18 protein-coding genes are annotated in these 19,701 nt (G+C 70.4%); 11 read left to right on the top strand and 7 right to left on the bottom strand.

What is annotated here, in order from left to right:
* The first annotated feature begins 132 nt into the window (after positions 1-132).
* Entirely contained in the window at positions 133-2,031 is a 1,899-nt protein-coding gene (locus tag LXT21_RS10525) for a CBM96 family carbohydrate-binding protein (RefSeq protein WP_254037981.1), read from the top strand.
* A 102-nt stretch (positions 2,032-2,133) separates the two neighbouring features.
* On the opposite strand, the gene mtgA is transcribed toward LXT21_RS10525, so the two are convergent.
* The gene (gene mtgA, locus LXT21_RS10520) at positions 2,134-3,036 is read right to left on the bottom strand and encodes a monofunctional biosynthetic peptidoglycan transglycosylase (protein WP_407666977.1); all 903 of its coding nucleotides are present in this window, start codon (positions 3,034-3,036) and stop codon (positions 2,134-2,136) included.
* Positions 3,037-3,083: 47 nt separating this feature from the next.
* Positions 3,084-3,743: a CHAP domain-containing protein gene (locus LXT21_RS10515; RefSeq protein WP_254037980.1), complete on the bottom strand. Its 660-nt coding sequence runs from the start codon at positions 3,741-3,743 to the stop codon at positions 3,084-3,086.
* A gap of 188 nt (positions 3,744-3,931) precedes the next feature.
* Here LXT21_RS10515 and LXT21_RS10510 point away from each other — a divergent pair, with 188 nt between their 5' ends.
* The 3 genes from LXT21_RS10510 to LXT21_RS10500 all read left to right on the top strand — a co-directional run bounded on the left by LXT21_RS10510 (position 3,932) and on the right by LXT21_RS10500 (position 8,515).
* Positions 3,932-4,456, top strand: coding sequence for a hypothetical protein (locus tag LXT21_RS10510; RefSeq protein ID WP_254037979.1), 525 nt, complete (start codon positions 3,932-3,934; stop codon positions 4,454-4,456).
* Positions 4,457-4,573: 117 nt separating this feature from the next.
* On the top strand, positions 4,574-7,132 hold the full coding sequence (locus LXT21_RS10505) for a M1 family metallopeptidase (RefSeq protein ID WP_254037978.1): 2,559 nt from the start codon (positions 4,574-4,576) through the stop codon (positions 7,130-7,132).
* A 27-nt stretch (positions 7,133-7,159) separates the two neighbouring features.
* Positions 7,160-8,515 carry a DUF6986 family protein gene (locus tag LXT21_RS10500; protein ID WP_254037977.1) on the top strand — a complete coding sequence of 452 codons (1,356 nt, stop codon included), beginning with the start codon at positions 7,160-7,162 and terminating at the stop codon, positions 8,513-8,515.
* Between the two features lie 35 nt (positions 8,516-8,550).
* Here the strand turns inward: LXT21_RS10500 and LXT21_RS10495 are convergent, their stop codons facing one another.
* The 5 genes from LXT21_RS10495 to LXT21_RS10475 form a co-directional block, all read right to left on the bottom strand.
* Positions 8,551-9,663: a zinc ribbon domain-containing protein gene (locus LXT21_RS10495; RefSeq protein ID WP_254037976.1), complete on the bottom strand. Its 1,113-nt coding sequence runs from the start codon at positions 9,661-9,663 to the stop codon at positions 8,551-8,553.
* 96 nt (positions 9,664-9,759) lie between these two features.
* Positions 9,760-10,827: a DUF2804 domain-containing protein gene (locus tag LXT21_RS10490; RefSeq protein ID WP_254037975.1), complete on the bottom strand. Its 1,068-nt coding sequence runs from the start codon at positions 10,825-10,827 to the stop codon at positions 9,760-9,762.
* A gap of 96 nt (positions 10,828-10,923) precedes the next feature.
* Positions 10,924-12,093, bottom strand: coding sequence for an ABC transporter permease (locus LXT21_RS10485; protein ID WP_254037974.1), 1,170 nt, complete (start codon positions 12,091-12,093; stop codon positions 10,924-10,926).
* On the bottom strand, positions 12,090-12,824 hold the full coding sequence (locus LXT21_RS10480) for an ABC transporter ATP-binding protein (RefSeq protein WP_254037973.1): 735 nt from the start codon (positions 12,822-12,824) through the stop codon (positions 12,090-12,092). Before LXT21_RS10480 ends, LXT21_RS10485 begins: the two co-directional genes overlap by 4 nt.
* Positions 12,825-12,837: 13 nt before the next feature.
* Entirely contained in the window at positions 12,838-14,331 is a 1,494-nt protein-coding gene (locus tag LXT21_RS10475) for an alpha/beta hydrolase (protein ID WP_254037972.1), read from the bottom strand.
* A gap of 137 nt (positions 14,332-14,468) precedes the next feature.
* Here LXT21_RS10475 and LXT21_RS10470 point away from each other — a divergent pair, with 137 nt between their 5' ends.
* The 7 genes from LXT21_RS10470 (at position 14,469) to LXT21_RS10440 (ending at position 19,687) form a co-directional block, all read left to right on the top strand.
* On the top strand, positions 14,469-15,311 hold the full coding sequence (locus LXT21_RS10470) for an LEA type 2 family protein (protein WP_254037971.1): 843 nt from the start codon (positions 14,469-14,471) through the stop codon (positions 15,309-15,311).
* A gap of 96 nt (positions 15,312-15,407) precedes the next feature.
* The gene (panD, locus tag LXT21_RS10465) at positions 15,408-15,800 is read left to right on the top strand and encodes an aspartate 1-decarboxylase (RefSeq protein WP_141329993.1); all 393 of its coding nucleotides are present in this window, start codon (positions 15,408-15,410) and stop codon (positions 15,798-15,800) included.
* 102 nt (positions 15,801-15,902) lie between these two features.
* The gene (locus LXT21_RS10460; RefSeq protein ID WP_254037970.1) at positions 15,903-16,346 is read left to right on the top strand and encodes a hypothetical protein; all 444 of its coding nucleotides are present in this window, start codon (positions 15,903-15,905) and stop codon (positions 16,344-16,346) included.
* A gap of 36 nt (positions 16,347-16,382) precedes the next feature.
* Complete coding sequence (locus LXT21_RS10455) at positions 16,383-17,015, top strand: EcsC family protein (RefSeq protein ID WP_254037969.1); 633 nt, start codon at positions 16,383-16,385, stop codon at positions 17,013-17,015.
* A gap of 168 nt (positions 17,016-17,183) precedes the next feature.
* Positions 17,184-17,753 (top strand): MarR family winged helix-turn-helix transcriptional regulator, encoded by a 570-nt coding sequence (locus tag LXT21_RS10450; RefSeq protein WP_046716623.1) that lies wholly within the window; start codon positions 17,184-17,186, stop codon positions 17,751-17,753.
* A 577-nt stretch (positions 17,754-18,330) separates the two neighbouring features.
* On the top strand, positions 18,331-19,020 hold the full coding sequence (locus LXT21_RS10445) for a hypothetical protein (RefSeq protein WP_254037968.1): 690 nt from the start codon (positions 18,331-18,333) through the stop codon (positions 19,018-19,020).
* A 58-nt stretch (positions 19,021-19,078) separates the two neighbouring features.
* On the top strand, positions 19,079-19,687 hold the full coding sequence (locus LXT21_RS10440; RefSeq protein WP_254037967.1) for a hypothetical protein: 609 nt from the start codon (positions 19,079-19,081) through the stop codon (positions 19,685-19,687).
* Positions 19,688-19,701: the final 14 nt, after the last annotated feature.

Here is a 19,701-nt window from a genome sequence, read left to right as displayed (position 1 = left end):
GGTCGGGCTCCACACGTCGCGAGCCCATCCGCGCGCGGCACCCGCGATGCACAGCCGGCCTCCTGGCGAGCACGTGGCGTGGGGGGGACGATGCACGGAAGCTGGAAGCGGGGATGGCGGGAGGCGGGGGCGATGGCGGTCCTGGCGTTGCTGCCGCACTGTGGCGGCCTCACGTCACCCGAGGCGGTGGCGCCCCTCGAACAGCAGGGCGACTTCGCGACCGGAGGCGGCAGCTTCGTCGCCGTCGCGGATGCGCACGTCGACTCCGCCAGGCCCGACAAGAACTTCGGCGCCGCGTCGCAGCTCTACGTGGACGACTCCCCTGTCGAGTACCGCTCCTTCCTGCGCTTCGAGGTGTCGGGGTTGAAGGACCCGGTGAAGCGCGCGGTGTTGCGGCTGTTCGTGACGAACGGCTCGGGCAACGGTCCTGTCGTCCGGCGGGTGGAGTCCGACTGGAAGGAGGACAGCGTCACGTTCGACCGGCAGCCCGCGGCGTTGGGCCCCGTGTTGTCCGATGCGAAGGAGGTGCGCGCCGGCCGCTGGGTGGAGATGGATGTGACGGCGGCGGTGACGGAGAACGGCACGCAGGACTTCGGGCTCTTCTCCACGGACATCGACGGCGCGGACTTCGCCTCACGTGAGGATGTGGACCCGGCGATGCGGCCGCGCCTCGTGGTGGAGACCCGGGAGCCGACGGCGACACCGCGAGCCCCGACGCCGGATTGGAGCTGGCATCGGGGCGGAGCGGGAGACGAGCGCGTCACCGCGATGGCGAGCGCGGAGGATGGGCTCGACTTCCTCGTCGCGGGCGCGTTCAAGGGGAGCGGTGACTTCGGCGGCGAAGTCTTCGAGGGCGAACGGGGACTCGTGGTCGCGCGCTACGGCGCGGATGGCGCGCACCAGTGGTCGCGGGCCTTCGCGGTGGGCGAGCGCGTGGAGGCGACGGGGCTCGCGGTGGCGACCTCGGGTGAGGTCTGGGTGGTGGGCGCGTATCAGGGCGACCCGGACCTGGGGACGGGCGCGCTGACGTACATCGAGGAGCACTCGGTGGCGTCCGGCATCTTCCTGCTCAAGCTGTCCGCGGAAGGAACTCCGTTGTGGTCCCGAGGCTTCCGCGCGGAGATCTCCGACACGCGCTCGGGGCTCGCGAGGGCGCAGGCGGTGACGCTCGACTCGCGGGGGAGTGTCATCATCACGGGCCACTTCACGGGCGAGATGGGCCTGGGGCGTGGACGGCTCTACGCGGACCCGGGCAATCGGACGCGGGATGACTCGGTGCCCGCGCTCTTCCTCGCGAAGTTCCACGCGAGTGGGGCCCATGACTGGTCGCTCGCGTTTCCCGGTGGGGACGAGGGCTCGAACGCGGAGGCACTCGCCACGGATGGAGCGGGCTTCATCTACGTGGGCGGGCACACGGACTCGTGGCTGCTGAACGCGACGGGCGGCGAGACGCCGTTCCTCGGCAAGCTCTCCGCGAACGGTACGCCGCAGTGGTTCCGGGCGTTCAACGGGGCGAAGGGCAGCATCCGCGCGCTCACGCCCATGCCGCGCGGCGACGTGGCCTTCGTCGGCGACGTCAGCGGTCGGTTCTCCTTCGACGGGAAGGCGGTCGAGGCGAGCGAGGATGTCTTGCTGGGCACGCTGCACGAGACGGCGGCGGATGGCTGGGCGCGCGTCATGGGCACCTCGAAAGCCGCGCGAGGCCACTCACTGGGCCGGAGCTCGAAGGGCGAGCTCGTCGTCGCCGGGTGGACACGGGACGCGAAGCTGGACCTCGGAAGCGGCGCGCTCGGGAGCACGGCGCTCTCACGGGGCGAAGTGCTCCACTTCGTCGCGCGCTACGACAGCACGGGGAAACACCTCGACGCCCGGGAGCTGGGGAGCACCGCGCCGGACAGCGTGGCCCTTCAAGTCACGTACGGTGGCCAGGCCCGGCTCTGCGTTCCCTTCAGCAATGCCCTGTCACCCGGTGACGCGTCATACACCTCACGGGGCGAGGGAGACCTGCTGTTCCTCCAGCTCACACCCTGAGCGAGCGCACGCGAGGAGCCACGCACCGGCTTGCTGACGCCACGAGCCACCTTGGAGGCTCGTGGAAGCAAGCTCCACGTGCTTCGCGAGCCGCCGCGCAGGTCACGCGTCGTCGTCGGAGCCTTCGTCGTCGCTCTTCCCGGCGGGCGTGCGCCCCAGCAACCGGTCGATGTCCCCACGCGCGTCGGTGGCCTGCGCCTCGGAGATGCGCCCCACGGACTCCATCCGGTCGACAATCCAATGCGCACGCCGCCACAGCGCGCGCGAGCCGGAGGACGGAGCGCGCTTGCGAGGCGCGGGCAGCATCGCGGCGAGGATGGCGCCCTGGGCCACGGAGACCTGCGACGCGGACACGCCGAAGTGCTCCCGCGCACCGGCGTCGATGCCGTAGACGCCGTTCCCCCACTCGACGACGTTGAGGTACAGCGTGAGGATGCGCTTCTTGGAGAGCGCGTCCTCCAGCCGCCGGGCGAGCACCAGCTCCTTCGCCTTGCGGAACAGGCTGCGGTCCGTGGACAGCCAGAGGTTCTTCGCGAGCTGCTGGGTGATGGTCGAAGCGCCTCGCCCCAGTTGCCCCTTCGCCCAGGCCTCCTCCAGCGCCTTGCGCATCTCCGTCGTATCCACACCCTCGTGCAGATAGAAGCTCGCGTCCTCGGAGATGAGCACCGAGTCCACCGCGTGCTTCGGCACCGACGCGAGCGGAACCCAATGCTGTCGCCGACGGACCTTCTTCCCCTCGGCCCGAGCCTCCTCGGCGCGCTGGTCCATCAACGCGGTCGACTTCGGGTTCTCCTTTTCGAGCGACGCGGCCTTGGGGAGCGTGACGTACTCATACACGCCGAAGCCGAGGAGCAGCACCACGGCCCCGAGCACCCACTTGAATCGCCCCATCCCCCGCCGACGAGGCACCGGAGGCTGCGAGGGCACAGCCGCCACCGAAGGCACCACCGCCGTGGCCTCGGTGCCCTCCGGCGAGCCTTCCGGTCGTCCATCCGTGGTCGACATCGGCGCCGTGCATAGCGCCTCGCGCCCCGGACGTCACCTCCCCACGCTCAGCGCTGCGTCCTCGACGCGGTGACGGGCGCCTGCCAGCTGTCGTCCACGGAGGCGAAGCCCGCCACCAGCTCGCCCGCCAGGTAGGCCCGCTGGCGCTTCTCACGGCGGCGCAGCCAGTCATTCACGACGCGCCCCTTCTCGTCCTTGTGCACCTCCGGGCGCGCCTGATTGAAGCGACCGCGCTTCACCCCGCCGCCGGCGCGGTGGACGAACGTGACGGTGCCGTCCTGTCCCACCTTCTCGACGATGCCGATGTGCGTGAGCCCGTCGTTGCGGCGGCCATCCCGGTTGCGGTCCAGCGTCTCGCGGAAGAACACCAGGTCCCCCGGCTTCGGCGTCTGGCGAAGCGCGCCCAGCGAGCCCGCCTTCCGGTAGATGGCCTTCACGCCGTTCTCCCCAGGCAGGGTGAGCGACGGCATCAGGCTGAGCCCGGGGCGGCGGTAGGCCAGCTGCGTCAGGCCCGAACAGTCATCGTTGACCGCGCTGCTCACCGTCTTCAGCGAGCCCAGCCCCACCCAACCCTTCGCGCGCCACACGGCCCGGTCCGACAGGGCCACTGGCGCGGCCCGCTTCGGAGGACTCCGCCTCGCGGCCTCGGCCGTTCCACCCCACAGCCACAACCCCACCAACGCCCCCAACCACGCGCCACGATGCATCCCCGCACGCCACAGCAATGGACGTGCCCTGCCCCCTGCCGCCTCCGACGTCGGCTCGCGAACACCTCCCATCCCGCGCGCGCCCCACCCGTGAGCAATCCCTTTCCCAACCTGCCCCGCCAGGTCGCCCTCCTGGCGCCTCGACGCATCACGCCGCGCGGCGCTCGCCTAGAGTGCGCGGCCGTCCCGTGCCCTTCGCCTACTACGAGAACCTCGACCCCGAGCAGCAGCGCATCTACCGCATGAGCGACGGGGTGAAGTCCCTCCGGGTGAGGGCCCCCGGGGCGCTGTCCCCCCGCGTCGACGCCGTGCGTGAGGCCCTGGCCAGCGGAGCCCGGGCCCCGCTGGAGCGCGCGAGCCGGGCCCTCACGGATGCCTTGTGCGAGCGGTTGGACGTGGCCACCATCCGGGTCCAGGTGCTGGAGGTCCGCCCGTCCTCCGAGGAGGGCGAGCTGCACGGCCTGTACACCTGGGAGGCCGGCCGTCTCCCCCGCCTCCAGGTCTGGATGCGCACCGCGAAGCAGGCGCGCGTCGTGGCCTTCCGCACGTACCTGCGCACGCTGCTGCACGAGCTGTGTCACCACCTGGACTTCCAGCTGCTGGAGCTGCCCCACTCCTTCCACACCGAGGGCTTCTTCGAGCGCGAATCCAGCCTCTTCCACCAGCTGGTACCCAAGCCCGCCGCGCGAGGCCCGAAGAAGGCTCGGCCATAGGCCCGGAAAAGGAAGGGTGAGGCGGACGACACCCCACCCGTCCGACGACAGGTTTCTTGCACCGGCGTGACAGAAGTGGGAACGCGCGCCCTGAGCGAGGCTAGATTCCGCCTCCCTATGGCGCATCCGACCGAAGACAAGAACTTCCGCCTTCCCCTCACCGTTCGCCCCCAGCGCTACGCGGCCACGCTGACCCTGGACCTGGAGGCGAAGACCTTCTCCGGTCAGCAGACCGTGGACGTGACGCTGGCGGAGCCCACGCGCGAAATCATCCTCCACGCCATCTCCCTGAAGCTGGGGGACGTGACGTTCCGCGCGAAGGGTGGCGCGTCGCACAAGCCCTCCTCCCTCCAGGTCAACGCCGTGAGCGAGACGGTGCTGCTGACGTTCGACGCGCCGCTGCCCCAGGGTGAGGCGCAGCTGGACGTCGCCTGGACGGGCCCCTTCACGGACGGCCTGCGCGGCCTGTACTCGGCGGGCAAGGTGGCGGCCACGCAGTTCGAGGCCGCGGACGCCCGCCGCGTCTTCCCCTCGTTCGACGAGCCGGCCTTCAAGGCGAAGTGGTCGCTGAGCGTGCGCGTGCCCCAGGGCCTCGCGGTGCTGGGCAACGGCCCGGTGGTGAAGGAGGAGAAGGACGGCGCGCTGACGAAGGTGACGTTCCAGGAGACGGAGGTGCTCAGCAGCTACCTCATCGCGCTCGTGGTGGGCCCGCTGGTGGGCACGCCCGTGGAGCACGTGGGCACGGTGCCCGTGCGCACCTGGGCGCTGGAGGAGAAGAAGCACCTGACGCGCTTCGGCCAGGACGTGGCGCTCGCGGTGCTGCCGCGCCTGCAGGAGTACTTCGACTTGCCGTATGCCTTCACCAAGGTGGACCAGGTGGGCATCCCGGACTTCGAGGCGGGCGCGATGGAGAACGCCGGCCTGATTACCTACCGCGAGGTGGCGCTGCTGCTCGACCCGGCCACCGCGCCCCTGTCGGTGCAGAAGCGCGTGGCGGAGGTCGTGACGCACGAGCTGGCGCACCAGTGGTTCGGCAACTGGGTCACCATGGTGTGGTGGGACGACCTGTGGCTCAACGAGGCGTTCGCCACGTGGATTGCCTTCAAGATTGTCGACCAGTGGCGCCCCGAGTGGCGGATGTGGCTGGACTTCGACTCGCACCGCACCAGCGCGCTGTTCCTGGACGCGCTCAAGTCCACGCACCCCATCCACGGCGAGGTGAACAACGCGGGTGAGGCCGGCGAGAGCTTCGACGCGATTACGTACGAGAAGGGCGGCGCGGTGCTGCGCATGATTGAAGGGTTCCTCGGCGAGGGCCCCTTCCGCGACGGCATCCGGCTGTACATGCGCCGGCACGCGCGCGCCAACGCGGTGAAGGAGGACCTGTGGAACGCGCTGGGTGAGGCGGCGAAGCAGCCGGTGGAGGAGCTGGCCACGGCGTGGGTGGGCCAGAGCGGCTTCCCCCTGGTGACGGCGCGCGTGGAGGGCCGCGAGGTGACGCTGTCGCAGGAGCGCTTCTACTCGGAGCCCGGCGTGCAGAGCGCGGAGAAGTGGCCGGTGCCCATGGTGCTGCGCTACGAGGACGCCAGCGGCGTGAAGGAGCAGCGGGTGCTGCTGCGCGACAAGCAGGCCACGGTGAAGCTGGAGGCGGGCTCGGGCGCGGTGAAGTGGCTGTGCGCCAACGCGGGCTCCACGGGCTTCTACCGGGTGGCCTACGACAAGGCGACGCTCGCGGGCCTGTCGGCGAACCTGCACGCGCTGGCGCCGTCGGAGCGCATCTCCCTGCTGGCGGACCAGTGGGGGCTGGTGCGCTCGGGGCGGGCCTCGGTGGGGGAGCTGCTGGATTTGGCCGCGCTCTTCGGGAACGAGGAGGACGACTCGGTCCTGGACGAGCTGGTGGGGCGGCTGGCGTACGTGGAGAGCCGGCTGGTGGATGACGAGGACCAGGCGCGGGTGCGCGCGTGGGTGGCGCGGCTGCTCGGTCCGGGTCTGGAGAAGCTCGGGTGGCAGGCGCTGGCCGGGGAGACGGACCGGGTGAAGCTGCGGCGCGCGGCGCTGGTGCGCGCGGTGGGTGGCCTGGCGCGTGAGCCGAAGGTGCTCGAGGAGGCGCGGCAGAGGGTGACGCGGATGCTGAAGGGCGAGCGTGACGCGCTGGAGCCCAACCTGCTCGACGCGGCGGTGTCCATGGCGGCGCGCTCGGGGGACGCGGAGCTGTTCGACATCTTCCTGCAGCGGATGCCCGGTGAGCCGGACCCGGCCACGCAGCGCCGCTACCTGATGGCGCTGACTGCGTTCGAGGAGCCCGCGCTGGCCGAGCGTGCGCGCGCGTTGTTCTTCTCGGACACGGTGAAGACGCAGGATGTGGCGAGCTTCGCCACGGGCCTGCTCGCCAACCGCACGGGTCGCGAGCCGTGGTGGGCGCAGATGCGCAAGCAGTGGAAGGACGTGGTCGCCCGCACGGGTGGCGCGCCGATGCTGGTGCGGCGCATCGTGGAGGCGCTCGGCATGTTGCGCACGCGCGAGCACCTGGACGCGGTGCGGGCGCTGCTCAAGGAGCAGCCGGTGAACGACGCGCAGCAGGCCACGGCGCAGACGTTGGAGCGGCTGTCGCAGGACGTGGAGCTGCGGGAGCGCTGCGGTCCGGAGGTCAGCGCCTGGCTCAAGCGTCAGCCGTAGCGAGAGCAGCCATTCGAGAGGCACTCGATGAAGACCACCCTGACACCCAACAGCCTCTCCAGCGTGCGTGAGTCCCTCCGGCGAGCCAACGCCGGGTTCTCACGCACGTATCCGGGGGACTCCCCCCGTCGCCAGCCGGTGCACGTCGTGTACGGCGGCGCGCACCTGTTCCGCGCGGAGGCAGCGCGGAAGCTGGGCGATTTGGCCCTGGGTGCGTTGAAGGACTATGCGCCGGACGCGGCCGAGCTGGCGCACGGGCTGGGCCTGCCCCAGCGAGGGAGGTTCGCCCAGCGCGTGTACGAGCGCGTGGTGGACAAGCTCCAGCGCGAGCCGGTGGAGGACTATCGCATCGACTTCGAGGACGGCTACGGCCACCGCTCCGACGCGGAGGAGGATGGTCACGCCGTCTCCGCGGCGAAGGAGCTGGCGCGGGGGCTGGAGCAGGGGACGTTGCCGCCGTTCATCGGCATCCGGGTGAAGTCCTTCACCGAGGAGCTGTTCGAGCGGGCATCGCGCACGTTGGACTTGTTCGTCACGACGTTGTTGGAGCAGAGCGGTGGGAAGCTGCCGCCGTCGTTCGTCGTCACGCTGCCCAAGGTGGCCCTGCCCGAGCAGGTGGCCGCGCTCGCGCGCATCCTGGAGGTGCTGGAGACGGAGCACGGCCTGGAGAAGGGAGCGCTGGGGCTGGAGTTGATGGTGGAGACGCCTCAGGCCCTGTTCGACCAGGAGGGGAAGCTGCACCTGTCGGCGCTGGTGGCCGCGGGGGCGGGGCGGTGCTCCAGCGTGCACCTGGGGTTGTATGACTACACGGCGGCGCTCAGCGTCAGCGCGCATGTGCAGAGCATGCTGCACCCGGCCTGTGACTTCCTGAGGGATTTGGTGCAGGTGTCGCTGTCGGGCACGGGCATCCAGATGGCGGACGGCGCGACGAACGTCATGCCGGTGCCGCCGCATCGCAAGCAGGGGGACACGGCGCTCTTGCCCACGCAGCTGAGGGAGAACTCGGAGGCGGTGCAGCGGGTGTGGCAGTTGTCGTATCGCCACATCCGGCACTCGCTGGAGCGCGGGTGGTATCAGGGGTGGGACTTGCATCCGGCCCAGCTCCCGGTGCGCTACGCGGCCGTGTATGCGTTCTTCCTCGAAGGACTGGACGCGGCCACGCGGCGGCTCAAGGCCTTCATGGAGAAGGCGGCGCAGGCGACGCTGGTGGGCGACGTGTTCGACGACGCGGCGACGGGCCAGGGCCTGCTCAACTTCTTCCTGCGCGGCTCGAGCTGTGGCGCGCTCAGTCAGGAAGAAGTGCTCGCCACGGGGCTCACGCTGGAGGAGCTGCGGAGCCGCTCGTTCCGAGCCATCGTCGAGTCACGCCGCGCGGGCAAGTGAGGCACATGGGCTCGCCATGACAGCGAGCCCGTGTCTCAGACGCTCGTCGAGCCGGAGCTCGATGAGTCATCTCCCCCGGGTGGAGTCTCCTCCCGCGCGTTCGCCTCGCGGTGGGCCTGATACAGGGCGAAGTCGATGGCCAGCGCACCCGCCAGGAAGACCAGCGGCCCCAGTCGCATGGACAGGCCCAGCAGGCCCCACAGGGTGACGGCACCCGCCAGGATGAAAGGCGTCTGGGACGGGATGGCGTCGCGGAGCCGGGGCACGGCGGCCAGCATGGCGAGTGACATCAACGCCATGACGACGAGCGGCGCTCCCGGCCGGGCACGGCCCGACTTCGCGAACGAGGTGAACGTGTTGGTGATGCCCGGCTGCCAGCCGTAGCGATTCTCCGTGTACGTATGCCCCGTGGAGCGGCCGGTGCTGTCCACCTCGTACACGAGGTTGTTGTCGTAGCCGTAGCCCCCCAGCGACGTCCACGTCCGCATCCCCGAGCCCCACGTGAGCAGCAGCGACACCGCGCACACGGCCGCGCCGCTGAGCACCCACAGCTTCAACCGCGCGGCCCCCGGCGCGGGCCGAAGCTCGGGCATCGCGGCAGCCGACGCCTGGAACACGCGCCACTGCACGTACCCGAGCACCACCGCGGCCGCGACCCACACCAGCGGCACCACTCCAAAGCCGAGCGAGAGGAACGCGAAGGTGATGACCAGCGAGGTGAAGAGCAGCAGGAACGTGGCGGACGTGGCCATCCGCGCGAGCTGCTCCAGGAGCGGAGGAACAGGCCGCCCCGCCGCGCTCCACTCCCGAGCCCCGAGCAGGAGGCTCCCCCCCAGCATCACCACCGACCACGGGATGCCAATCGTCCCGCTGATGAAGGGCAGACCCGGCAACAGCACCGCCGCGGCGACGAGCCCCGAGCCGAGCAACGGCAACGAGCCTCCAGGAAGCCGCTCACGCAACCGAGGGTCCTCGAGCACCGTGCGCACCGCGCGGCCCGCAGCCTCGGCGGCTCGGAACGCGGACTCCGAGGCGTCGTCGGGCAACTCGGTTCCACGCGCGGACGCGCCCACGCTCTGGCCACAGGACGGGCACGCGACGACGCGCGCATCGGAAAGCGGCAGACCGCAGTGCGGACACGACGACATGGGCTCACTCCAGACCGACGGCGTGGGCCTCCCAGCCTAGCGCCTCCGGCCCCGGGCTCCACGCACGATGCGAGCCCGGACGCACACCCCCCATCCTCACCAGAGCATGTCCTGGTCCTCGCTGACGCCGGGGACGTGCGAGAGCTGGTGCGTCCGCCCCCCCACCGTCACCGTGCCGTCGAAGAAACCCACCGGCTGGGCGAAGTGGCTGATGATGAGGCGCAGGTTGCGCTCCTCGCGGTGCACGTAGAACGGCGTGAAGCGCAGGTCCACCGCGCCATCCACCGTCGTCATCCGCCACGGCCCGAGCAGGTCCTTCGTGTCGTACTCGAACCGCGCGCGCGCCAGCGGATACAACTTGTCCCCCAGCCAGAAGGCGTTCTCGTTCGCCTCGGTCGCCGTCTCGTTGAAGCCCTCCACGAGGTTCAGCCCCACCGGCGTCCCATCCGCCAGCCTCCCGGCCGCGAACGCCCAGCGCCACGCCGTGTGCCGCGCCAGATACCCCTGCGTGTAGTCGATGCCGCCCACGCCCCCATCCAGCCGGAAGCGCTTCCCGCCGGCCTCCAGGCTGCCGAAGGACAACAGCCCGTTGCGCTTCATCGTGACGTTGACGAGCCCATCCCCCTGCACCGGCGCAATCACCGTCAGCGCGGGAGGCCCCCCCGCCACCAACATCTCCCCATTCCACTGGAACGTGTTGAGGCTGCCCGTGCGCACGCGGCTGACGTCCACCTCCACCTGGTAGCGCTCGTCCTCCTCGCCCCGGCGGATGGCCAGCTTCCCACCCAACGTGCGGAACGACGCGGCCAGCCCCGCGCCGGGCTTGTCCCCCAGCGACACCATGGGCCCGGGTGCCCCCAGGAAGCTCACGTCACACAGCGGCTTGCGCTCGCGCAAATCCAACGCCACCGCGAACGCGCTCGCCGAATAACCCAGGTCCACCACCGCGAAGAGCGCGGCCACCTCCGGCGTCGCCGTGAAGGTGTAGTGCCACCGCTTGCGCTTGAGCAGCCGCGAGGTGCGCCCGGGCGCCCAGCGGCCCAGCAACCTGGGCAGGTCCACCTCGGGCAGCTCACCCTGGTACGTGCCGAATCGGGGCTCGCCCTGGGCGGTGGCCACGGAGGCCGGGGCGAGGGGCAGGAGGGCTTCTCTCTCGGGTGTCATCACACCCCATTGGAAGCCAACCTCCCGCCGAAGTCACCTCGCGTCGGAAGGCCCTGGCACCAACCGACACCTCGACGACACTGCCCGGGCCCCCGCTCAGGCCCGACCGAAGACGATCTTCTCCTTCGACAACAGCCCCGTGGTGACACGCAGGGCCACCAGCGCCAGCAGCACACTGGACGCCGCGGCGAGCAGGAAGGGCAGCGGCCCCAGCGCCTCGCCCCGCATCACCTCGGCCGCGAGCATCTGCTGCCCCGCCACCGGCACCGCGAACATCCACGTCTGCGTCTGCACCGGCGACATCGCCAGCAACATGCCCGGCAGCGTCGGCACCACCGTCAGCAAGCTGAGGTACGTCTGCGACTCCTTGAACGAGCGCGCATAGGTGGACACCCACAGCTGCACCGCCGAGGCCGCCAGCGTCAGCGGCAACACCGCCAGCACCATCCCCAGGATGATGGGCAGGTCCATGCGCGCCTTGAGCCCCAGCTCCTCCAACGGCACCGCGCGCACCACCAGCACGAAGCCCAAGAGCGACACCAGCACCGTGCTCGCCGCCATCGTCACCGTCGCCAGCCACTTGCCCGCCACCAGCGCCCCGCGCGGGGCCGGGTTGAGCAACAGCGGCTCCAGCGAGCCACGCTCGCGCTCACCCGCCATGGTGTCGCTCGCCACCTGCAGGCCGCCCGTGAAGGTGGCCATCACCAGGAACAGCGGCAGCATGTTGAACAGCGTGGCCGCGGTGCGCTCGGGCGTGGACAAATCCAACTCCTCCACGTCCACCGGCATCGACAGCTCCGGCGCGATGCCGCGCGCGTACAATCGCTGGTCTCCGAGCTGCCGGGAGTAGATTTCCACCATCATCCGCGCGCGCTGCACCGACTTGCGGGCCGCCGTGCGGGAGCTGTCCATGACGAGGTTCACGTCCGCGGTGCGCCCGGTGGAGAAGTCCCGGCCGTAGTCCTCCGGCACCACCAGCACCACGTCCAGCACTCCCGTGCGAACGCTCGCCTCGTAGTCCGGGGGCGCATCCTTCAGCGTCACGCCCTGGCGCTCCAGGAACGCCATCAGGCTGGGCGCGTGCTGGCGGCCCACCACGGGCAGCTCCAGCGGCTTGTCCCGCATCATGTTGGACATGAGCTGGAAGGTCGCCAGGAACACCAGCGGACCGAACACCGCCCACAGGAGCGAGGAGCTCAGCGTGCGTCGGTCCCGGACGTGGTCCGTCAGCTCCTTGCGCAGGACACTGCCCACCAGCCGCCTCATTGCATCAACCCCTGCTCACTGCCGATGGTCGCCACGAAGGCCTCTTCCAGGCTGTCCTTCCCGGTGGCCTGCCGCAGCGCCTCCGGCGTCCCCTCCGCCACCACCCGGCCATGCGCCACCACGACGACGCGCTCGCACAGCGCGGCGACCTCCTGCATGACGTGGCTGGAGAAGACGATGCACCGACCTTCGTCCCGCAGGCGGCGCAAGAGCGTGCGCACCGCGCGCGTGCTCATCACATCCAGGCCGTTGGTGGGCTCGTCCAGCAGCACGTTGCGAGGCCCGTGCACCAGCGCCCGCGCCAGCGCCACCTTCACCCGCTCGCCCTGGCTGAAGCCCTCCACGCGCCGGTCCACGATGTCCTTCATGTCCAGCAGGTCCACCAGCTCGTCCACGCGCTTGTCGAGCGCCGCGCCCGACAGCCCGTGCAGCTCCCCGAAGTAGCGCGCGTGCTCGCGCGCGGTGAGCCGTGGGTACAGGCCCCGCGTGTCCGGCAGCACGCCCAGTCCCCGACGCGCATCCTGGGGACGCGCCACCACGTCCACGTCGTCCACCACCGCGGTGCCCTTGTCCGGGCGCACCAGCGTGTAGAGCATCCGCAGCGTCGTCGTCTTCCCCGCGCCGTTGGGGCCGAGCAGGCCCGTGATCATCCCGTCCTCGGCGGTGAAGGACACATCCTCCACCGCCGTCACGGCGCCAAACCGCTTGTGCAGATTCGTCGCTCGAATCATCCGCGTCGCGTCCTCAGGGTACCGGTCCGGCGAAGGACGTGAAGAAAGGCGGCCTGGCGAGTCCCGCGCCGCACGAAGGCTTGAGCGTGTCCACCCGACCGTCCGCCACCAGGTCCACCATCAGCTTGCGCACACAGTCGACGCCCAGCGTGTTGTGCCCCACGCCCGGGACCTGCACGTGCAGGCTGTTCTTCAGCGTGCGCTTCGCCTCCTCCGCCCACGCAGGAGGCGTCACCGGGTCCAGCTCTCCGGAGAGCAGCAGCGTGGGCACGTCCGACACCACCGCCTCGCGGAAGCCCGCGGGCACCGTCGCCTTCGGCCAGTCCTCGCACACCTTCATCATCTCCAGGCCCATCCCCGCGCCGAACCACGTCCCCTTCGCCTCGCGCTCCACCGCGGCCTTGTCGACGAACGGGACGTCCTCCGCGCAGATGACGGCCATCTGCAGCCCCCGGCTCATCACCTTCTCCATCCGCTCGCCGCGCCCCACGTTCAGCGCCACGAACGGCGCCCAGTCGCCCTGCGTCACCCGGTCCAGCATCAGCGGCACCATCGACGAGTCCTCCGCGCTGTAGAGCAGCCCGAACAGCGCCCCGACGAAGGCCTGGCGTGTCAGCACGATGTCCTCCGGCACGCCCGTGCGCGGATGGGGCACCCGCACCCGCACCGGCTCCTGGGTCAGCTTCTCCAGCAGGGCCTCCGTGCGCGCGCGCAGCCGGGGGAAGTTCTTCTCGCAGACCGCGTCCTTCTCGCAGTGGGCCAGCAGCAGATCCAACGAGCGCTGCGCGTCGCGAGGCATGTACAGCGGCAGGTACAGGCTCATGGGCGCCACGCCGTCCAGGATGGCGGTGCGCACCCGCTCCGGATACTGGCGTATGTACACCAGCGCCGCGCGCGTGCCGTAGGAGCCGCCCCAGAGGTTGAGCTTCTCGTAGCCCAGCGCCGCGCGCACCTCGTCCAGGTCCGCCATGGCGATGGGCGTGGTGTACTGCCGCACGTCCGCGTCCCAGCGCTCCCGGCACGCGCGCAGGCGCGGCGCCAGGTCGTCGTCTTCGCTGAAGTAGTCGGACAGCCCGGCGTCCTTCGGGAGGAAGTCGCAGTCCAGCGGGTTCGAGTCCCCCGTGCCGCGCATGTCCACCAGCACGATGTCGCGCTGGCGGCGGATGGGCTCCACCGCGCGCAGCACGGCGCCCAATCGGGTGGCCGCCTGCCCGGGCCCTCCCGCCAGGAACACCAGGGGGTCGGGCTGGGGCTGCGCCGCCAGCGCGGGCACCACCGCCACGCGCAGGGACAGCTTGCGGCCCGTCTTCGTCTCGCGGTTCTCGAAGACCTCCAGCGTGCCGCACTGCGCCTGGGGCGCCAGCCCCTCCAACTGGCAGGGCTCGAGCTTCAAGGTGCGCGCCTGGGGGGACGACCCCCCCCGCGAGCAGGCCGACAGCGCCACGAGCCCGAGGACCCAGGCCAGGCGGCGGAGGATGGAGCGGATGTGGGTGTGGGCCCCGGCCAAGTGTGTCTCCCTGTAGGGTGCGGGCGCACCGACCTTTAACACCTGCCGCCTCCTAGTACACCCACCCCCGCAAGTGATTGCGTCGACACCGCCCGAGCGTGAATCCCACGCGGTCGCGGCCGTCTGGTGATACGCCCATGCCCACGATGAAACGCTTCGCCCTCGTCCTGTTCGCCCTCTGCTTCACCACGCTCGCCGGCTGCGCTGGCCTGCAGAGCGCGCTGAAGAAGGCCTTCAAGAAGCCCACCCTCACCTTCAAGACGGCGCGGCTGTCCAGCGCGTCGCTCTCCGACGCCACCGTCGACCTGGTCTACGAGGTCAACAACCCCAACGGCTTCGGTCTGGAGCTGGCCTCGGTGGACTACTCGTTCTTCGTCGAGGGCAAGCAGGTGGTCGCCGGCAAGCCCAAGAAGGGCCTGAACCTCAAGGCCAATGGCAGAAGCGAGCTGGTCTTCCCCGCCAACGTGCGCTTCGCGGACATCGTCCCCGTGGTGGAGACCTTCCTCAACAAGGACCGCGCCGCCTACAAGGCCCAGGGCAGCGTCGGCGTGCAGACGCCCATCGGTGTCCTGTCCTTCCCCCTCCAGAAGGAGGGCGCGTTCGACGTCCCCAAGATTCCCCAGGTCTCCTTCCAGCCTCCCCGCATCACCAACATCGGGTTGACCAGCGCCACCGTCGAGTTCCCCCTGGCCATCACCAACCGCAACAGCTTCCCCCTGCCCGTCGCCGGAATCACCGGCGCGCTCAAGGTCGCCGGCGCGGATGTGGGTACGCTGTCCACCGGAAACCTGGGCATGCTCGACGGCAGCGGGACGAAGCAGGTGACGCTGCCGCTCACCATCAACTTCGCCCGGGCCGCCTCCGCCGCGGTGGCCCTGCGCTCGGGGGGCAACGCCAAGCTGAGCCTGGACGGCAAGCTGACCTCGGACTCGCAGTCCGTGCCGCTGAACCTGAGCCAGCTGGTCAACATCGTGAAATGACGCCCGTCCGGGCGCCGGGCGGGCAGGAGCGCACCTGAAGGTTGTCCCAGGGCGTCCCAGCCGTTACGGTTGGGCGCCTTTCGTGGGACACACGCCATGCGCCGCATCCTCTTCAAGTCCAAGATCCACCGCGCGACGGTGACCCAGGCCGACCTCGACTACGAAGGCTCGGTCACCATCGACCTGAACCTGCTCCGCGCGGCGGACATCATCGCCAACGAGAAGGTCGCCATCTGGAACGTCACCCAGGGCACGCGCCTGGAGACGTACGCCCTCGAGGGTGAGCCCGGCAGCGGCGTCATCTGCATCAACGGCGCCGCCGCGCACCTCAACAAGCCCGGCGACCTGGTCATCATCGCGACCTTCGCCGAGGTGGAGGACGCCGAGGCCCGGGACTGGAAGCCCAAGGTCGTCTTCGTCGACGCGGCCAACCGAATCGTCCCCGGACAGACGGAAGAGATTCCAGGGCCCGCTCGCCGGATTGCCTGAGGGCAGACGTCCTCCCGTCGTCGGCTTTCGCCTCCGCGCGCCTTTTGCCATGCTCGCCCCACCTTTTAGAGGGGGGCTCATGGCCCCGGAGGCACCATCACGATGAGGCGGCTGTGGGCGGGAGTCAGCGTGTTCGCGCTGGGACTCTCCGGATGTTCCGGGGTGGGCTCGTTCCGGCCCAACCCCAACGATGAAGACCCTCTCTACGGGGCCATTCCCGTCATCAAGGCGCCATTGCAGACGCGCTGCGTGGGCCACGGGAAGTCCTCGGTGCGCGCCCACTGTGACGAGGCGCTCTACCTGGCCACCGAGTACACGCGGCGCCTGTCGGTGGGTGACGAGGTCTGCCTGGAGGGCGGCTACGGCGAGGAGCCCGGCTACGCCTGCAAGGCGCGCGCGGCCGTCATCGACACGTCGCCCAACCAGGTGAAGCTGGAGGTGCGCGGGGCGAAGCCGGACTCGCGCTGGTTCAACGCGGAGATGCGCCACGCCTGGTACGAGGAAGGCGCGCTGGTGGACCTCTACCTCTCCGAGCGGGGTTATTAGAGGACCCGGGACAACCCGAGGCGGGAGACGCACCTCATGGCCTTCTACGACAGCGTGGCCGAGCGGCTGGCCTTCATGAAGAAGCTGACGCCCGCGGAGCTCAAGAAGCTCGGCTCGGCGCGGCTGTCGGACATCGTCCTGCAGGAGACGAAGCGGGCCCGCGTGCGGGTGGCGGAGCTGGAGAAGCGCTACCCCCGCGCGGACACCCGGGAGCTGGCCCAACGTCTGGTGGACGACAAGAAGAACCTGGCCAGCATGGTGGGCGGCGTCAGCGGCGTCTTCGGCCTGGTGGCGCTGCCCGCGGACCTGCTGTTCATGTCCTATCTGCAGATCATCCTGCTCACCGACGTGGCCACGCTCTACAAGGTGAACCTCAAGAGCGAGCGCGCCCGGGGGGAGATGCTGGACCTGTTCGGCTACGCCAACGGCCTGGGCCCGGTGCACCGCTCCAGCCCCAAGGTGATGGGGAAGCTGGCCGCGATGGTGCTGGAGAAGGGCGGGATGCACACGCTGGGACGGGCCATGCCGCTCGTGGCCGCCCCCATCACCGCGTACTTCAACAACCAGCACATCCAACGCGTGGGCGAGCAGGCCGTGCGCTTCTATGAGGGCTTCGACAAGGCCCACGCCAAGGCCAAGGCGGCCCAGCGCCCCCACCAGACGGGGTGAGTGATTCCCCGCGGATCCGGAAATATTCCAACGGGTCCGATATGCCTCCTTCGCCGCCACGTTCACGTCCCCAAGCAGGGGGCGAAAGCCCTCCATTCATGGCGGACGACCGACGGACTCCCGAGGGCCGGATGGGGGAGACGGTGTCCGCGAGGCGGAGGCACGAAGATGACCGAGCTTTCGGCGGAAGTGCGTGTCCAGGTGGCGCGGTTACGCAACCTGGTCATCGATGTGGCGCGTTGTGGCGCGCTCGCCAGCCCCCTGGGTGCCCTGCCCCACCATGAGCTGGACCCCATGGAAGTCCAGGCCATCTGGTGGCTGAAGGCGGAGAGCCTGCTGCCCGTCAACGTGCTCGCCGACCGCCTGGGTGGCATCGCCCTGCCCCGACTGAGCCGGCTGTTGGACCGGCTGGAGGACGCGAAGCTCGTGCAGCGCGAGCGCTCGGTGCGGCATGACCGTCGCCGCGTGCGCGTGCGGCTCACCGAGCAGGGACGGGCGCTGGCGGAGAACGCGGACTCGGTGGTGCAGGAGCGCATGGCGCGCCTGTTGATGCCGCTGGGCGGCGAGCAGCGCAGCGCGCTGATGGATTTGCTCGAGGGCTGGGTGGAGGCGCTCGGTTGCTGGAACCGCGCCGAGGAGCAGGCCGCCGAGGAGGCCGAGGCCAACCACCGGGCCCAGGCGCATCGACCTCGACTCGCCGCCGTCGAGGACGTAGGCGTCACCGCCAACGCGGCTTGATGCGGTCTCGACGTTCGTGGGGCGCCGGCCATCCTGGGTCCGGCGTCTCGCGGTCACCAGGCGCGGTGCCCGGTGATGACCTGGCGCCCTGACGCCCGTCGACCTGAGTGTCTCTCGGCGATGGTGTGACGGGTGAGCGCTCCCAGCGGCTCCGCGCCTCGACTGCGCTCCCCGATGGATGCCAGCCCTCTGCTCACGAGCATGGGCGCCACGGCGTGCGCGATGGCCGCGCATCCCGAAGTGACGTCCCTCCTTGAGTGTCCGACGGTGACCTCTCTGGCTGGAACAAGTCACCGACCATTCGCGTGAGCAGCGCGGGCGCGACCTGCGCGTGAGGCGAGTACCCGAGTCCGCGCCGCGGGCTCGCGCCCCATCCCGCCTGGAGTTCGCAGCGCCTCCCCTCTCGCACTCGCACCGGGTCCCGGCTCGCCCACCCCTCGGGACATGCCGGGGCCACGGCCAGTAAATGCAACTTGATTACTTTTAGATCTCAGTTGCATATTTGCGGGGTTCGCGGGGACTGACCGGCTGACACCACCGTCGGCCGCCGACACGGTCCTCGAGCGGGAGCGGAGCGATGAAGCGACTCATCTGGAGCGTGGGAGTGGTGGGGCTCGCGCTCGCGTGCGTCGCGTCAGCGCTGTTGCGGCATCCCGACCTCTCCACTCCCGTCGAACCCCAGGACTTCCACGTCGAGCCCACGCGCCGTGTCGAGCGCGCGGCGGTTGCGCCCAGGCCGCCGGCACTCACGCACACCCAGCCTCCGCCCTCCGCCCCACCCCAGCCTCCACTCCCCGACGAGCCCGAGCCGCTGGAGTTCGAGGCACCCAGCCTCGAGCAGACGCAGGCCGCCCCCTCCGTCCGCGCACGCCGTCCCCTCTCCGAGTCACGCAAGCTGCTCGTCCAGGCCCTGCGCGGCGCGCCCGCCGAACCCAACGCACGCCGCAGCGCCGTGCTCGCGTCACTCGAGTCCACGGGCGTGAGTCAGGAGCCCTGGACCGCCGGGGCCCGCGAGGCGCTGGACGCGTGGCGACAGCGGATGACGACGAGCATCCAGCCCGTCGAGGCCGAGCCACCGCGCTGCTTCGCCGCGGGCTGCGTCACGCGCGTCACCTTCCCGGACGCGGCCACACACGACGCGGCCTTCCGCCTCACGCCCGAGCTGCGCCTGCCGGGCAACGCCGCGCACCTGCAGCTCCCCGCCGAGCACCTCGCCTCGGGCCAGGTCCTGGCCACCTGGGTCGTGCTGCGTCCGGACACGCCCTGAGCCACCGCCCTTCGCAGTCGACACACCCGCCGTACCCACAACAAGGAGAAGTCCCCCGATGAAGCCCCAGTCCCTGCTGCACAAGTCCCTGCTCGCCGCCGGCGTCGCGATGCTGCTCACCGGTTGCGGCTCCACCGCCGACGAAGCGGCCGTCCAGTCCGAGGAGCTGTCCACCAGCGAGTCCGCGCTGCTCTTCGGCGCCCTGCCCTCCTGCGATGAGCCGGAGGAGCTCGACGAGGTCATCGAGCACGCGTGCATCCACGCGGAGATGGGCCCCTTCGAGCCCGTCACCGCCGCGGCCCTCGGCGCCCCCGTGCTGGTGGACGTCAGCGCGCCCCACACCACGTTCAACATCAGCCTACCGCGGAGCACGAACTCCTGGGGCTGGGCCGGCCGCGTCTCGTTCCTCCCGGACGAGTCGGGTGAGTTCGCCTTCCTGCTGTCGCGTCACCGGGGCCTGCGCATCTACGAGGCGGCCACCGGCGCCGAGGTGGCGCGTGAGTGCCGCTACAACGTCCCCGCCGAGGTCTGCGGCGCGCTGAAGACCACCATCATCGCGGACCTCGAGGCCGACACCGAGTACTACCTGGAGTTCCGCTCCGTGCTGCGCCGCAACGCAGCCTTCTCGCTCATCGTCGAGGAGGCCGGTCACCACCACGAGGAGTAACCCCTCACCCGCGA

Source organism: Myxococcus guangdongensis, from assembly GCF_024198255.1.
In the GTDB taxonomy this organism is placed as follows: Bacteria; Myxococcota; Myxococcia; order Myxococcales; family Myxococcaceae; genus Myxococcus; species Myxococcus guangdongensis.
Note: the sequence above shows the minus strand (reverse complement) of the source record. Positions and strands in the feature narration are given on the sequence as shown.